The following is a 14870-nucleotide window of genomic DNA, read 5'->3' on the forward strand; positions in this document are numbered from 1 at the left end:
GCCGGGGCGTAGATCGCGGGCCGCGCCGCTCTGCGCCGCGTCCGGCTCGTCCCCATAAACTGGGCGGGACCGGAGGGGGACGATCACGGACGGGACGCTCGATGAGGCCGCCTCGGTGTTCGCGGGGCTGCGGCCCCGGCTGTTCGGCATCGCGTACCAGATGCTCGGCGGCGTCGCCGAGGCCGAGGACGTCGTCCAGGAGGCGTGGGTCAACTGGCAGACGGCGGACCGCGCGGCCGTCCGGGACCCCGCCGCCTTCCTGGTGACGGTGACGACGCAGCTGGCGATCAACGTGATCCGGTCGGCGCGGCGGCGGCGCGAGAAGTACGTCGGGCCGTGGCTGCCCGAGCCGGTCGACACCGGCGGCGGGCCCGAGGCGGGCGCCGAGCGGATGGCGGACGTGGAGCTGGCCGTCCTGCTGCTGATGGAGCGGCTGTCCCCACCCGAGCGGGCGGCGTACGTGCTGCGCGAGTCGTTCGACTATCCGTACGGTGACATCGCGGCGATCCTGCGGGTGAGCGAGGCCAACGCGCGGCAGCTCGTCAGCCGGGCGCGCAGGCGGGCGGCGGCGGAGCGCCGGAACCCGGTGAGCCGGGCCGCGCACCGGCGGCTGCTGGAGGCGTTCCTCGCGGCGGCCCGGACGGGCGATCTCGGCGCGCTGGAGGAACTCCTCGCCGAGGACGCGGTCAGCTACGCCGACAGCGGCGGCGCCGTGCGCGGCGCGTCCCGGATCCCCCTGGCCGGACGCGAGCGGATCGCGAAGGTCGTCACGGCGTTCGCGCCCCGGTTCTGGCCCGGCACGTCCATCTCGTGGGTCGAGGCGAACGGGCGTCCGGCGGTGCTCGTCTCGCGGGACGGGGCGCCCTACGCGCTCATCGCGATCACCGCGTCGGACGAGGGCATCGACCAGGTGCTGTGGGTCCTGAACCCGGCCAAGCTCGGCGGCTTCTAGAGGAACGCCGGGCCGCGGCGCAGCAGCGCCTCGTACAGCATGTGCTGGATGTTCTCGCGGACGTGGTCGGTGATCTCGAAGACCGTCATCGGGTCGTCGGCGTCGTCGGCCGCGTACTCGTCCAGCGTCATGGGCTCGCCGAACTGGATCACCCACCGGGACGGCAGCGGGACGAGCCCGCCGAGCCCGAGCAGCGGGAACGTCGGCGTGATCGGGAAGTACGGGAGGCCGAGCAGCCGCGCCAGCGGCCGCAGGTCGGCGATCTTCGGGTAGGTCTCCTCGGCGCCGACGATCGCGCACGGGACGATCGGGACGCCGGCGCGCAGCGCGGTGCCGACGAAGCCGCCGCGGCCGAAGCGCTGCAGCTTGTACCGGTCGCTGAACGGCTTGCCGACGCCCTTGAAGCCCTCCGGGAACACGCCGACCAGCTCGCCCTTGCCGAGCAGGCGGGTCGCGTCGGCCTGGCAGGCGAGGGTGTGGCCGGCCTTGCGGGCCAGGTGGCCGAGCACCGGGATCTGGTAGACGAGGTCGGCGCCGAGCAGCCGGATGCACCGGTCGATGTTGTCGTGCAGCGCGACCGTCAGCATCAGCGCGTCGAGCGGGATGGTGCCCGAGTGGTTGGCGACGAGCAGGGCGCCGCCCTTGGGGACGTTCTCCAGACCGGAGAGCTCGATGCGGAACCAGTGCTCGTACAGGGCGCGCGCGAACGGCAGCAGGACCGTGGAGTTGAACTCGGGATCGAAGCCGAACTCGTCCACCTCGTAGTCGCCGGCCAGCCGGCTGCGCAGGAACGACAGCCCGGACGCGATGCCGCGCTCCAGCGGGCTCCGCTCGGCATCCGAATCCGAGCCGTCATCCTGCTGGTGGCCCGTGTCGAGCCGGATGACCTGCGCGTCCTCGCCGTCGTCATCCAGGTGGCGGGCGTTCATCATCCGGGCTCCCCTTTCAGGCGCGTCCGAGCAGGTGCGTCAGCCGGCCGTGGCCGAGGCCCTGCGCGGCGGCGAAGTCGGCGAAGGCGGCCTCGGAGCTGTACTTGGGACGCCACGACAGCTCGTTCTCCAGCGCGGCGGTGTCGATGACCCGGCCGTACGTCAGCCAGCGCAGCAGTTCGGGCGAGAACCCGGACAGGCCCGCGAAGCGGCGCCCCATGTCGCCGAGCACCGAGATGGACGGCGCCGGGACGGGCATGTACGGCCGCCCGGCCCGCCGCAAAGCCTGGGACAGCAGCAGCACGCCGTCCCCGGCGACGTTGTAGCAGCCGGGATGGTCCTCGGTGGTCATGCGCCGCAGCACCTCGACGCCGTCGTCCTCGTGGACGAACTGGAGCCGCGGGTCGAACCCCAGCACGGTCGGGACGACCGGCAGGTGCAGGTACCGGGTGAGTGGCGAGTCGACGCCCGGGCCGACGAAGTTCGCGAACCGCAGCACCGACACGGTGAGGTCGGAGCGGCGCCGCATCAGCCCGCGGACGTAACCCTCCACCTCGACGGCGTCCTTGGCGTAGCCGGTCTTCGGCGCCTCGGCGGGCTGGTCCCGCTCGGTGAAGACCGCCGGGTCCATCGGCGAGGACCCGTACACGGCGGCCGAGGACCGCACCACGAGCTTGCGCATGTCGGGCGAGCGCTGGCAGGCCGCGAGCAGCTGCATCGTGCCGATGACGTTGAGCTCTTTCACCTTCGCCCGCGAGGCGGCCGAGGAGGTCACCAGGTTGAGGTGCACCACCGTGTCCACGCCCGCGGACGCGATGATCTTCGCGATGCCGGGCGTGCGGATGTCGACGCGGACGAACTCGGTGCGGCCGAGGGACTCGGCGGGCGGCACCGTGTCCACGCCGATGACCCGCTCGATGCCCGGGTCCGCCTGCAGGGTGTTCGCGACCCGCGCCCCCAGGAAACGGGACACGCCCGTGACGAGGACGACACGGGCCGCGGCGGCGGGCATGGAGGACACTGTGCGCCCCACCCCTTCACGGCTGAGTTGCCGGTGTGATCACTTCTTGTTGCGGCGCTGGATACGCGTCTTCTTCAGCAGCTTGCGGTGCTTCTTCTTGGCCATCCGCTTGCGACGCTTTTTGATGACAGAGCCCACGGGACCTCGCTCGGCGAATCGGGTGTTGTGCAGGAGTCGGACGTGCCGCGGGAGAGCATGGCTCGAAGAGCGCGCACGGTCCGCCGCCCAAGACTACCGCCGAACGGACGGAGATCACGCCGCGGCCCGTCCCGTGGCAGGGCACGGCCCGCTCGCCGCACCGGGCGTCGCCCGCGCGCGGCGTACCCGGCGTCCGGCACCGCGCGTCGCACGGCGCCGGGCACCGTTCCGCCGGGGCGGGCACTGTCATCGACTGCCCGTCCCGTTCGGTGTCCGGACCGTCCCGCCGGATCGGGGCGGGCGGAGGCGCTGCCTCCGTTCCCCCGACGCCGGCTCCGGCGGCCTCGCGGTCGCCGGCCGGTCCTCGTCCTGCTTCCCCAGCTTCGGGACGGTCCCGCAGGATCGTCCCGCCGCCCCCTGCACGGCCGGGTGTGGAGTTCGCGGCGGGGTCGTGGTTCATCCCCCGCCCTTACCCGCTATCCGGCTTCGATGTACGCGTCGCGCAGGTAGTCGTGAACGGCCTGCTCGGGAACCCGGAACGAGCGGCCCACGCGGATCGCGGGTAGCTCGCCCGAGTGGACGAGGCGGTAGACGGTCATCTTGGACACCCGCATCACCGCCGCCACTTCGGCCACGGTCAGGAACCTGACCTCGCTCAGAGGTCGCTCGCCTGAGGTCATCGGACGCCCTCTTCCACACGTGCCGCGCACCGGCCCTTCGGGTGACTTTGATCACGCACGTGTACTTCCTCCAGCGTAAATCGCGTATCGGCAGTCGCAAGAGGGGAGTTCCGCACATTTCCGTCTCCCGACCTGACTCGCGGGTGACAGTGCTGATTCCGTACGCAGCGTGGACATGGCAGCACTACGCGTGTCGCGACGAACGGTTGTCAACCACAATCCCGCGCTGACCTGCGGTTCCGCAGTTCCCGATGGCGTTGCGCAAGCCCATCCGCCCCGTTACGGCCGTTCTGTCACACGCAGTGACATACGGGACGGCCGCCAGAGTGCACCGGCGCGCAGGTAAGGCAGGTCAGGCGACCGGGGTCAGGCCCGCCCGAGCGAGGATGTAGGCGGTCAGCGGCGCGTAGTGGTGCGGGGAGACGCCGTCGTCGAGCGGCACGACCACGTCGATCTTGCCTTCGGCGGCCCCGGCGAACAGCGCCGGGTCGTTACAGTCCGCGAACCCCACGGTGTCGATGCCCGCCTGACCGGCGGCTCCGGCCCAGCCGTGATCGGCGATGGCCAGATCCGGCCAAATATCAGGTTTAGCCTCCGCGGATCGCTCGGAGGCGCTAGTGGCCAGCTCCCGGAGCATGGCCTCCATCGGGTGCGGATCGTGCGTGTGGTGCGTCCGGTAGTCGTCGCCCTCCAGCATCGCGACACCGGGCTCGGCGTAGACGATGCGGCGCAGGTCCGAGCCGCCGTAGCCGGTCTCGATCTCGTACGTCCAGCCGGCCGCCGGCGTCAGGATCCGGCAGCCCGCCTCGTCCAGCGCCCGCGCGACCGCCTGGTACAGCGGCGTCAGCGTGGCCGGATGACCGGTCGCGACGACCACGTTCTCCCGGCGGCGGGCCGCGAGACCGATGCGGTCGCCCATCGCCTCAAGCGTGTCGATCGTGATGTCGGGGTCGATGGTGTCGTCCCCGTAGATGTGCCTGGGGTCGGGGTCGACGCCGCAGCGTTCGACCATCATCTCCAGCACGGTCCGCTCCGTCCACGACGGCTTCAGTTCCAGGCCGAACTGGTAGTACGGGTGGCCGGCGGCCATCCGCCGGTAGTGCAGCAGGTTGTTCTGGCGCGGCGTCGCCACGTCGCCGGCGATCATCGTCCGGACGAGATGGGCGCGCAGCTCGCTACGCGTAGGTGCGGAAGTCACGGGGGCCGGCCTCACTCGTTCGTCATCGGGTCCAGGCCGTGCTCGGGGAACACTGCCCGGCGCGTCGCCAGGATCGCCTGGTCGATGGGGCTCGCCGGGTCGTAGCCGTCTCCCCACCTGCTGTACTCCACCACTTCGGTCCCGTCCGTCATCCGGCGCGGGGCGATCTCCTCGGTCCGCAGCCGGGCGAAGTCGCGCCACTCCTCCGGGGTCGCCGTGTCCGGCGGGAGGGGCCCGCCCGCCGCCTCGGCCAGCAGGTGCGTCCAGGCGCGCGGGACGACCTGGACCAGCTCGTAGCCGCCGCCGCCGGTGAGCACCCAGCGGCCGCCGGCGGTCTCGTGCGCCAGCCGGTGCAGCAGCGAGTAGGCCGTCCGCTGCCCGTCCACGCTGAGGATGAGGTGCGCGAGCGGGTCGAGCGCGTGCCCGTCGGCGCCCTGCTGGGTCACGAGGACGTCGGGACGGAACCGGCGCAGCAGCGGCGGGATGATCGCGTCGAACGCGCGCAGCCACGGCCGGTCGCCGGTGCCGGGCGGCAGCGAGATGTTGACGGACGTGCCGTCCGCGCCGGTCTCGTCCGGGAAGCCGGTGCCGGGGAACAGCGTGCGCGGCGTCTCGTGCAGGCTGATCGTCAGCACGCGCGGGTCGTCGTAGAAGGCGGCCTGGACGCCGTCGCCGTGGTGGACGTCGATGTCGACGTAGGCGACGCGCTCGGCGCCGTTCTCCAGCAGCCACGCGATCGCGATCGCCGGGTCGTTGTAGACGCAGAAGCCGCTGGCGGCGCCGCTCAGCGCGTGGTGCAGGCCGCCGGAGATGTTCGCGGCGTGCTCGGCACGGCCCGTCCACACGGCCTCGGCGGCGGCGACCGACGCGCCCGCGACCAGCGCGGACGCCTCGTGCATGCCGAGGAAGGCCGGGTTGTCGGTGGTGCCGAGGCCGTACCGGATCTCCGGCAGCCCGGTCGCGCCGGTGTGCTTGACCGCCGCGATGTAGGGCTCCTCGTGGACGAGCCGCAGCAGCTTGTCGTCGGCCGCCTCGAACGCCGACATCGTCACGTTGGGACGGTCCAGGACGCCGAGCGCGCGGGCCAGCGCCATCGTCAGCTCGACGCGTACGGGGTTCATCGGATGCCCGGCGCCGAAGTCGTAGGAGATGAGCTTCTCGTCCCAGAAGATCTCAAGTCCGCAGTTCTCGGGGTCGGCGGGCCGGGACGGATCGGGACTGCTCATGGCCTCACGGTATCGCGAGCGTCACGTGGCCCGGCTCACTCGCCCGCCCCCTCGGACCGATGCGTGGCTGTGACGTGAATTACTGCCCAAAAACGGGCATACCGATCACACGACGTCAAAATACCAAAGGGGGGTACATGGACAGCCCGAGCGTGCGCAGCCGTGCGATCAGCAGCGCTCTGCGGCTGGGCGTCCGGCCCCTCCTGCACTACCTCCCCGGCCATGCCACCGGGATCCGGACCGCCCGCTCCACGATGGACGCGGCCTCGTTACTGATGCGGCCCTGCGCGGGCGTGCGGATCGAGGGGCTGAACGAGCGGCCGGCCGAGGACCTCGGCGAACGCCCGATCAAGGGCGAGTGGCTCATCCCCCGGGACGCCCCGGAGGGCCGGCCGGACGGCGCCGTCCTCTACCTGCACGGCGGCGGCTACGTGGCCTGCTCGCCGCGCACCCACCGGCCGATCACGTCGCGGCTCGCGCACGACACGGGCCTGCCCGTCCTCGCGCCCCGGTACCGGCTGGCGCCCGAGCACCCGTTCCCGGCGCCGCTGGAGGACGCCGTCACCGCCTACCGCTGGCTGCTCGCGCGGGGCGTCCCGGCGTCCGGCATCGTGATCGCGGGCGACTCGGCCGGCGGCCACCTCGCCGCCGTGCTCGCCGGGGAGATCTGCCGGCTGGACCTGCCGGCCCCCGCCGGGATCGCGCTGTTCTCCCCCTGGGTCGACCTGACCTGCGAACTCTCCGCCCAGGCGCAGGACCGCGCCCGCGACCCCTACATCAGCGCCGCGTCGGCGCGCCGGGTCGCCCGCCTCGTGGTGGGGCCGGCCGGATTCGACGACCCGCGGCTGGCCCTGCTCACCTGCGCCTGGACGGACGTCCCGCCCGTCCTCATCCAGGTCGGCGGCGCCGAGGTCCTGCGCACCGAGGCCGAGGCGTTCGCGGACGCGCTGCGCACCGCCGGCGGCGACTGCGAACTGCAGGTCTGGGACGGCCAGATGCACGTCTTCCAGATCCTGAACCGCGTCCTGCCCGAGGCCGGTGAGGCGATGGACGCCGCGGCCGAGTTCATCTGCGCGGTCACGCACCACGCCTCGCCCGGCCGCACCAAGGCGGCCTAGCGGTCAGAAGCGCCCGACGGGTTCGGGCTCGAAGACATCGTCCTCCGCGCGCCGCTTGCGGCCCGCGACGAAGAAGCCGACGAGGGCGGCCAGCGCGGCGCCGCCCTCCCCGACCAGGCTGATCGTCTTGTCGAGGTACCAGACCGGTTCGTGCATGTCGGGCAGCGGGCCGAGCGCCCCGAGATCGACGTAGTAGTAGAGGACGACGGCGCCGGCCGCGCTCGCCGCGACGAGGAACGCCAGCGCGTGCGCCCAGCGGCTGCCGTAGGTGAGGACGATGACGGCGACCACGCCCGCCACCGCCGCCTGGATCCGGAAGAGGTCGTCGCCGCCGATGGACCCGCCCTCGACGTAGGCCATGTCGGGCGCGAACATCCAGTGCACGACGGCGTCGGCCGCCAGCCCGGCGGCGACGATCAGTCGGAGTATGAGTCCCATACCCCTAACACGAACAGACCCCCATGGCCGGCTCAATGTTCAAAGCTGAACTTTTGATGAGAAAGCCCCACGATTCAGCCGCTCGCGAGTTCACGGCCGCGGTTGCGGGCCGCCTCGATCGCCTCCAGGACGGCGGCGCGGACGCCGTGCCGCTCCAGCTCGCGGATCGCCGAGATCGTCGTACCGCCCGGGGAGGTGACCGCCTCGCGCAGCAGGACCGGGTGCTCGCCGGAGTCGCGCAGCATGATCGCGGCGCCGACCGCCGACTGGATCACCATCTCCAGCGCGGCGGCGCGCGGCATGCCGAGCAGGATGCCCGCGTCCACCATCGCCTCGACCAGGTAGTAGAAGTACGCGGGGCCGCTGCCGGACAGGGCCGTCGCGCCGTCCTGCAGCGACTCGGGGATGCGCAGCACCTTCCCGACCGGGGCCAGCAGCTCCTCGGCCAGCTTCAGGTGCTCCTCCGCCGCGTGCGAGCCGGGCGAGATGACGCTCATCGCCTGGTCGACGTGGACGGGCGTGTTCGACATGACGCGGACGACGGGGACGCCCTCCGGCAGCCGCGCCTCGATGAACCCCGTGGTGATGCCCGCCGCCATCGAGATCACGAGCCGGCCGGGCGGGACGTGCGCGCCGATCTCGTCCAGGAGGGCGCCCATGTCCTGCGGCTTGACCGCGAGGATCAGCGTCTCGGCCTTGGCGGCGGCCTCCGCGTTCGGCACGGTCGCGATGCCGTAGCGCTCGCGCAGCAGCGCGCTCCGCTCCTCCCGTCGCGCGGTCGCCATCAGCTCGGACGGGCGGCGGCCGGCCCGGAGGACCCCGGACAGCAGCGCCTCGCCCATCTTCCCGGCACCCAGAATCGCGATCATCGGCATACCTTGACGTGGGGTTTCAACGACCGGTCCAGCTTAGTGCCGGGTGGGTCACGACCGTCCGGCGAGGGAGCGCACGAAGAAGCGCAGGTTGGCGGGACGTTCCGCCAGGCGGCGCATGAAGTACTCGTACCACTCGCGCCCGTACGCGACGTAGACGCGGACCTGCGCACCCTGGGAGGCCAGCCGGCGCTGCTCCTGCGGACGGATCCCATAGAGCATCTGGTACTCGAACGTGTCGGCGTCACGCTCGTGCAGGACCGACAGCGCACCGGCGATGTCGATGAGCCGTGGGTCGTGCGTGGCGAGCATCGGGTAGCCCTTGCCAGCCATCAGGACCTTCATGCAGCGGACGTACGACCTGTCGACCTCTTCCTTATCGGTGAAGGCCACCGCCGCCGGTGCCGCATACGCGCCCTTGCACAGCCTTACGCGCGACCCCTCGTAGGCCAGTTCCGCACAGTGTTCCTCGGCCCGGCGCAAGTACGACTGGATGACGGCGCCCACGTCAGGGAAGTCGCGCCGTAGTTCGTGGACGATCCGCAGCGTCGAATCGACGGTGGTGTGCTCTTCCATGTCGAGAGTCACGGTCGTGCCAGCGGAACGGGCGGCCACGCACACTCGCCTGGCGTTCTCCAGGGCGAGGTCTTCGTCGAGCGTCTGTCCAACGGCCGAAAGCTTCAGCGACACCTCGGCGCGTGCACCGAGCCCGGCGGCACCTAGCTGTTCGAGCAACTCGACGTAGTGCGTGACGTTCGCTTCTGCGTGGCCCTTGTCGGGTGTGTCCTCGCCCAGGACGTCCAGCGTGACGAGCAGTCCCTCACCGGTGAGCCGCCCGGTGACGCGCGCCGCGTCCTCGATCGTCTCGCCCGCGATGAAGCGGCGGACGACGTCCCCGGTGAACGGCGCGGTCTCCACGACCCTGCGCGCGCCGCCACTGCGCGACGCGATGAGCAACGCCTGACGAAGCACTGTGCGCACCCCTTGGTCGGTTCTGGGCCCTGCTTCCCAGGTTAAGCCCGTCCCGTCCCGGCGATCACGACACGGTGCCGAGCCTGTTGCCGCCGCCGTGCTGCTTCACGTACTCGGGCATCTGGGCGGTCTTGACGGCGTTGAACAGCTGCTTCGCCTTCGTCGCGTCCACGAACACGACGCTCTGCTTGCCGCGCGTGCCGGTGCCCTTGTGCGGGAGCGTCATGAACATCACGTCCGACACGCGGACGCTGCGCATGCTCAGCGCCAGCGAGCGCAGGTCGCCCGCCGACACGCTCTCGTCCACGCTGATCGACTTGGTGAGCGCGGACAGGAACCGGTCGAGCTTGAGCGGGTTGGTGAGCGTGCCGCGGTCGGCGGCCTGCTTGGCGAGCGCGCCGAGGAACGCCTGCTGCCGCTTGATCCGGTCGAAGTCGCCGTTCGGCAGGTTGTAGCGCTGCCGGACGAACAGCAGCGCCTCCTCGCCGTTCAGCTTCTGCTTGCCCGCCGTCCAGTGCTTCTTGCGGGCCGGGTCGTACACGCTCTGCTTGATGTTGACGGTCACGCCGCCGAGCGCGTCCGTCATCGCCTTGAAGCCCTCGAAGTCGATCGCGCCGTAGTGGTCGATGCGGATCCCGGTGAGGTTCTCCATCGTCTCGATCAGCAGCTTCGGCCCGCCGAACGAGAACGCCGCGTTGATCTTCTGGTTGCCGTAGCCGGGGATCTCCACCCACGAGTCGCGCGGGAAGGAGATGAGGTAGGCCTTCTTCCGGTCCGCCGGCAGGTGCAGCAGCATGATCGTGTCGGTGCGCTGCTGGCCCGGCTTCCAGACCTGGTTGCCCTCCCCGGTCGTCGCCGAGTCGGCCCGCGAGTCCGACCCGACGAGCAGCCAGTTCTCGGTGCCCTCCACGTTCGGGCCCGGCCGGTTCGCCTGGTCGGTCGGCAGCGCGCCCTTGATCCGGTCGATGTTGCCGTTGTAGGACGACTGGCGCTGCCAGGCCAGCCCGCCGAGCCCGGCCACGACCAGCGCGAAGAACACCCCGACGGCGATCAGGACGCGCGGCCACCGCCGCTTGCGCGTGCGCTCCGCGCCGTCCGCGCCCGCCCAGAACGCGTCCCCGGAGTCGCTCTTCGGGGCGTCCGGGCCCGCGGGGGCGTCCGGTGCCGGGGCCTCGGTGGCCTGAGCCGCGGCCGGTGCCTGCGGGCCCTGGTCGGCTCGCTGCGGCGGCAGCGATCCGGGATGATCTGGCGCGGTCATGGCGCAGAAGCTACCAGCAGGATCGACCGGGGATGGCCCGCTTCAGCCCACCTGTCCGATTAAGGCGGAACTCGTCGTTCCGTGTAAACCGGACGCGCCCTTCAGGGGTCACACGGTGCGGCGGCGGAGGGTGACGGCGCCGAGGACGAGTGCCACGACCGTGAAGGCCGCGATGACGGCGACGTCCACGATCAGGGTGCCGGTGAAGTCGGGGCGGCCGCTGATCTCCTGCATGCCCTCGACCGCGTACGACAGGGGCAGGACGTCCGAGATCGCGTTCAGCCAGGACGCCATCTCGTCGCGCGGCATGATCAGCCCGCACAGCAGCGCCTGCGGCAGGACGAACGCGGGCATGAACTGGACGGCCTGGAACTCGGTCCGCGCGAACGCGCTCGCGAACAGGCCGAGCGACATCCCGAGCAGGGCGTCCAGCAGGGACACCAGGACCAGCGACCCGAGCGAGCCGCTCAGGTCGAGGCCCAGCCAGGTCAGCGAGATCACCAGGACGACACCGACCTGCACGAGCGCGATCAGCCCGAACGCGAGCGCGTACCCGAGGAGCAGGTCGAGCTTGCCGAGCGGCATGGTCATCAGCCGTTCGAGGGTGCCGCTCGTCCGCTCCCGGAGGGTGGCGACGCTGGCCACGACGAACATGACGGTGAACGGGAACAGGCCGAGCAGCATCGGGCCGACCCGGTCGAAGACCATCGGCTGGTCGAAGACGTAGCGCAGCAGGATCATCAGCAGCGTCGGCACGGCGACCAGCAGCGCCAGCGTGCGGTGGTCGTGCTTGAGCTGCGCGAGGATGCGCCGCATCGTGGCGAACGTGACGGCCGCGCTCATGCCGGGCTCCCCGTCTTCTCGGTGATCAGGTGCAGGAACGCCGCTTCGAGGTCGGACGTGCCGGTGCGGGAGCGCAGCCCCTCCGGGGTGCCGTCGGCGAGGATCACGCCCTCCCGCATCAGCAGCAGCCGGTCGGTGCGGCTCGCCTCGTCCATCACGTGGCTGGACACGACGAGGGTGGCGCCCTGGTCGGCCAGCTCCCGGAACAGCTCCCACAGCTCCTGCCGCAGGACGGGGTCGAGGCCGACGGTCGGCTCGTCCAGGACGATCAGCTCGGGCGAGCCGAGCAGCGCGACGGCGAGGTTGGTGCGGTTCAGCTGGCCTCCGGACAGCGTCGCCGCGGTCTGGTCGCGGCTGCGGCCGAGCCCGACCTCGTCGATGACGCGGTCGACGTCCGAGCGGGGCGCGCGCAGGACGGACGCGAAGTAGCGCAGGTTCTCCGCGACCGTCAGGTCGGCGTACACGGCCGGCGACTGCGTCGCGTAGCCGACGCGGTGCCGCAGCCCGGCCGACCCGGCGGGCGCGCCGAGCACCGTCACCGTGCCGCTCTTCACGATCTGGACGCCGACGAGCGCCCTGATCAGCGTGCTCTTCCCGCAGCCGCTCGGGCCGACCAGCCCGACGATCGAGCCGCGCGGGACATCGAAGGTGAGCCCGTGCAGCACCTCCCGGCCGCCGCGCACGACCCGCAGATCGCGGACGCGCACGGCCGCCTCGGCGCCGCCTTCCGAGCTAGAACTCATCATGTGTTGAATTTAAGCGGCCACGGGGGTCCGGTCAAGGGGTTCCAGAAAGGTTCAGGAGGTCAGGTAGCGCTGGATGGCCGGGGCGACCAGTTCGATCAGCTCGTCCTCCGTGGCGGACGCCAGCGGCTCGATGCGCAGCACGTAGCGCAGGATCATCAGGCCGATCATCTGCGCGGCGGCCGCCTGGATGCCGAGCGGCGGCGCATCCGTGGCCTGCCGGGCGCGCCCGAACAGGGCGACCGTGACGAACTCGCGCAGCAGCGCCGCCGCCCGCTCGTTCGTCATCGCCGAGCGGAGCATCGCGAGCATGGGGGCGCGGCGGTCCTCGTCCCCCCACACGTCCAGGAAGGTGCGGACCAGCGCCTCGCCGAGCCGGTCACGCGGCGCCCCCATGATGCGCGGCAGGACCACCGACGGGTCCACCGGGAAGCGCATCGCCTCGATGAACACGCCCTCCTTGTTGCCGAAGAAGTGGTGGACGAGGGCCGGGTCGACGCCGGCGGCGCGGGCGATGGCGCGCAGCGAGGCGCCGTCGTAGCCCTTCTCGGCGAACAGGTCGCGCGCCTCGGCCAGGATCTTCTCGCGCGTCTCGGTCGGGCCGGGCCGGCGGCCGCGCGGTGCGGACGTGTCCGTCACCGGACGCCCCGGCGGGAGACCTCCCCGGCCGGCGTGACCTCCCACGTGTGGTCGGCGGCGGCCAGGTGCAGGCGGGCGAACGCCAGTGCCTCGGCGAGGTCCTCCATCCGCTCGACCCGGCTGGACGCGCGCCGCGTGTTCACCTCCAGCACGATGTGCCCCCGGAAGCCGCCCTCGGCGAGGTTCTCCAGCATCGTCCCGCACGGCTGGTTGCCCCGGCCGGGGACGAGGTGCTCGTCCTTGTTCGTGATGCCCACGCCGTCTGCGAGATGGACATGCCGCAGACGGTCGCCCAGGCTCCCCGCCATGTCGATGGGGTCCGACCCCGAAACGGCGGTGTGGGACAGGTCGAGGGTGACGTACGGGTAGTCCTGGTCGACGGGGTTCCAGTCGGGCAGGTACATGCCCGCTTCGGCACCGCGCGCCTTGAGCGGGAACATGTTCTCCACCGCGAACAGCACATCGGTCTCGTCCTGCATGCGGGCGAGGCCCTCGACGAACTCCTTCGCGTAGTCGCGCTGCCAGCGGAACGGCGGATGGACGACGACGACGTCCGCGCCCAGTTCCTCGGCGACGTCCTTGGAGCGGACGAGCTTGCCCCAGGGCTCGCGTCCCCACACCCGCTGAGTGAGCAGCAGGCACGGCGCGTGGATCGACTTGATCGGCACCTGGTGGTAGTCGGACAGGCGGCGCAGGACGTTCAGGTCCTGCGACGAGGCGTCCGTGGAGACCATGACCTCGATACCGTCGTAGCCCAGCAGCGCAGCGATCTCGAACGCGCTCGGTACCTTCTCCGGGTAGACCGACGCGGTGGAGAGCGTGATCGGCGCGTCCGGTACACGCAGAGCCGGTGTACTGACGCCGTTGTGCTGCGGGATCAAGGCTTCCTCGCCAGGAATGATCGCTCGACGATGGTCATCAAGGTTCGCACCGTAAAGCCTATGCGGCGGCGGCCGTGCTGAAACAACCGCCCGGAGTGATCCTGATTGCTCTGCCCCCCTGACTGGCTACGCTCTGTTCCCGTGGCCGATATCGCGCCGGGCGCCGTGCCGAGCCCCAACATCTGGAACTCCCCGCAGGTCTACGAACTGGAGAACCGCGCCGTCGACCCCGACGGGGTGCTGGTCTCCGCGATGCGCGCCGTCCGCCCGTGGACGGGCGCGGACGTCCTGGACCTCGGCTGCGGCACCGGTTTCCACCTGCCGTTCTTCGCCGCCGACGCGCACCGCGTGATCGGCGTCGAGCCGCACGCGGGCCTCGCCTCCGCCGCCGCCCGCCGGACCCGCGATCTCCCCAACGTCACCGTCCGTGTGGGCGCGGCCCAGGCGTTGCCGCTTCCGGACGCCTCGATCGACGTCGTCCACGCCCGCTGGGCCTACTTCTTCGGACCGGGCTGCGAACCGGGCCTTTCCGAACTCGACCGGGTCGTCCGGCGCGGCGGAGCGATCTTCATCATCGACAACGACGCCACCCGCTCCACGTTCGGCCGCTGGTTCCGGCGCGGCCTGCCGAAATACGACCCGGAGGCCGTCGAGCGATTCTGGACGCGGCGCGGCTTCTCCCGCGAGCCCCTCACGATCCGGTGGGTCTTCCAGAACCGGGACGATCTCGCCGCCGTACTGCGGATCGAGTTCCCGCCCGACCTCGCGGACGCCTGCCTGCGCGAGCATCCCGGTCTCGAGGTGGACTACGCCGTCAATTTGTGGTGGCGTTGCCCGTAGGTTACTGACTAGTTGGTCATACAGGAGGTACGGACATGGGCCGTGTCACTGCTGGAAGAGCGCTCGGCGGCCTCGCCGCCGAGCGCTCTTCCAGCAGTGACACGGCCCATGTCCGTCGGAAT

The 14870-nt window shown here is 71.3% G+C and carries 17 protein-coding genes; 3 read left to right on the plus strand and 14 right to left on the minus strand.

The window, feature by feature from the left end; translation table 11 throughout:
• Positions 1-82: 82 nt before the first annotated feature.
• Positions 83-952, plus strand: a complete 870-nt coding sequence (locus tag HUX53_RS28355; RefSeq protein ID WP_176406285.1) for an RNA polymerase sigma-70 factor — start codon at positions 83-85, stop codon at positions 950-952.
• On the opposite strand, the gene HUX53_RS28360 is transcribed toward HUX53_RS28355, so the two are convergent.
• The 6 genes from HUX53_RS28360 to HUX53_RS28385 form a co-directional block, all read right to left on the minus strand.
• Entirely contained in the window at positions 949-1884 is a 936-nt protein-coding gene (locus tag HUX53_RS28360) for a lysophospholipid acyltransferase family protein (protein WP_369009219.1), read from the minus strand. The genes HUX53_RS28355 and HUX53_RS28360 overlap by 4 nt on opposite strands.
• Positions 1885-1897: 13 nt before the next feature.
• Positions 1898-2893, minus strand: a complete 996-nt coding sequence (locus HUX53_RS28365) for an NAD-dependent epimerase/dehydratase family protein (RefSeq protein WP_176406271.1) — start codon at positions 2891-2893, stop codon at positions 1898-1900.
• A gap of 48 nt (positions 2894-2941) precedes the next feature.
• Positions 2942-3040, minus strand: coding sequence for an AURKAIP1/COX24 domain-containing protein (locus HUX53_RS28370; RefSeq protein ID WP_018654693.1), 99 nt, complete (start codon positions 3038-3040; stop codon positions 2942-2944).
• Between the two features lie 476 nt (positions 3041-3516).
• Positions 3517-3720, minus strand: a complete 204-nt coding sequence (locus HUX53_RS28375) for a helix-turn-helix domain-containing protein (RefSeq protein WP_021591693.1) — start codon at positions 3718-3720, stop codon at positions 3517-3519.
• Positions 3721-4072: 352 nt separating this feature from the next.
• Positions 4073-4918: a phosphatase gene (locus HUX53_RS28380; RefSeq protein ID WP_309237474.1), complete on the minus strand. Its 846-nt coding sequence runs from the start codon at positions 4916-4918 to the stop codon at positions 4073-4075.
• Between the two features lie 11 nt (positions 4919-4929).
• Complete coding sequence (locus HUX53_RS28385; protein ID WP_176406272.1) at positions 4930-6144, minus strand: acetoin utilization protein AcuC; 1215 nt, start codon at positions 6142-6144, stop codon at positions 4930-4932.
• A gap of 137 nt (positions 6145-6281) precedes the next feature.
• On the opposite strand from HUX53_RS28385, the gene HUX53_RS28390 reads away from it, so the two are divergent.
• Positions 6282-7262: an alpha/beta hydrolase gene (locus HUX53_RS28390; RefSeq protein WP_255205717.1), complete on the plus strand. Its 981-nt coding sequence runs from the start codon at positions 6282-6284 to the stop codon at positions 7260-7262.
• Between the two features lie 3 nt (positions 7263-7265).
• On the opposite strand, the gene HUX53_RS28395 is transcribed toward HUX53_RS28390, so the two are convergent.
• The 8 genes from HUX53_RS28395 to HUX53_RS28430 all read right to left on the minus strand — a co-directional run bounded on the left by HUX53_RS28395 (position 7266) and on the right by HUX53_RS28430 (position 13908).
• Positions 7266-7700 carry a hypothetical protein gene (locus HUX53_RS28395; RefSeq protein WP_176406274.1) on the minus strand — a complete coding sequence of 145 codons (435 nt, stop codon included), beginning with the start codon at positions 7698-7700 and terminating at the stop codon, positions 7266-7268.
• Between the two features lie 74 nt (positions 7701-7774).
• Complete coding sequence (gene proC, locus HUX53_RS28400; protein WP_303623185.1) at positions 7775-8575, minus strand: pyrroline-5-carboxylate reductase; 801 nt, start codon at positions 8573-8575, stop codon at positions 7775-7777.
• Between the two features lie 48 nt (positions 8576-8623).
• Positions 8624-9544 carry a proline dehydrogenase family protein gene (locus HUX53_RS28405; RefSeq protein WP_176406288.1) on the minus strand — a complete coding sequence of 307 codons (921 nt, stop codon included), beginning with the start codon at positions 9542-9544 and terminating at the stop codon, positions 8624-8626.
• Between the two features lie 64 nt (positions 9545-9608).
• Positions 9609-10802, minus strand: coding sequence for an LCP family protein (locus HUX53_RS28410; RefSeq protein ID WP_176406276.1), 1194 nt, complete (start codon positions 10800-10802; stop codon positions 9609-9611).
• 108 nt (positions 10803-10910) lie between these two features.
• Positions 10911-11645, minus strand: coding sequence for an ABC transporter permease (locus tag HUX53_RS28415; RefSeq protein WP_176406277.1), 735 nt, complete (start codon positions 11643-11645; stop codon positions 10911-10913).
• Positions 11642-12391: an ABC transporter ATP-binding protein gene (locus tag HUX53_RS28420; protein ID WP_217920010.1), complete on the minus strand. Its 750-nt coding sequence runs from the start codon at positions 12389-12391 to the stop codon at positions 11642-11644. The genes HUX53_RS28415 and HUX53_RS28420 overlap by 4 nt, the downstream gene beginning before the upstream one ends.
• 51 nt (positions 12392-12442) lie before the next feature.
• Positions 12443-13027, minus strand: a complete 585-nt coding sequence (locus HUX53_RS28425) for a TetR family transcriptional regulator (protein WP_176406278.1) — start codon at positions 13025-13027, stop codon at positions 12443-12445.
• Positions 13024-13908: a sugar phosphate isomerase/epimerase gene (locus HUX53_RS28430; protein ID WP_176406279.1), complete on the minus strand. Its 885-nt coding sequence runs from the start codon at positions 13906-13908 to the stop codon at positions 13024-13026. Before HUX53_RS28430 ends, HUX53_RS28425 begins: the two co-directional genes overlap by 4 nt.
• A gap of 141 nt (positions 13909-14049) precedes the next feature.
• On the opposite strand from HUX53_RS28430, the gene HUX53_RS28435 reads away from it, so the two are divergent.
• Positions 14050-14748, plus strand: coding sequence for a class I SAM-dependent methyltransferase (locus HUX53_RS28435; RefSeq protein WP_176406280.1), 699 nt, complete (start codon positions 14050-14052; stop codon positions 14746-14748).
• Positions 14749-14870: the final 122 nt, after the last annotated feature.

The sequence above is a fragment of the Actinomadura sp. BRA 177 genome (genome assembly GCF_013372625.1).
In the GTDB taxonomy this organism is placed as follows: Bacteria; Actinomycetota; Actinomycetes; order Streptosporangiales; family Streptosporangiaceae; genus Spirillospora.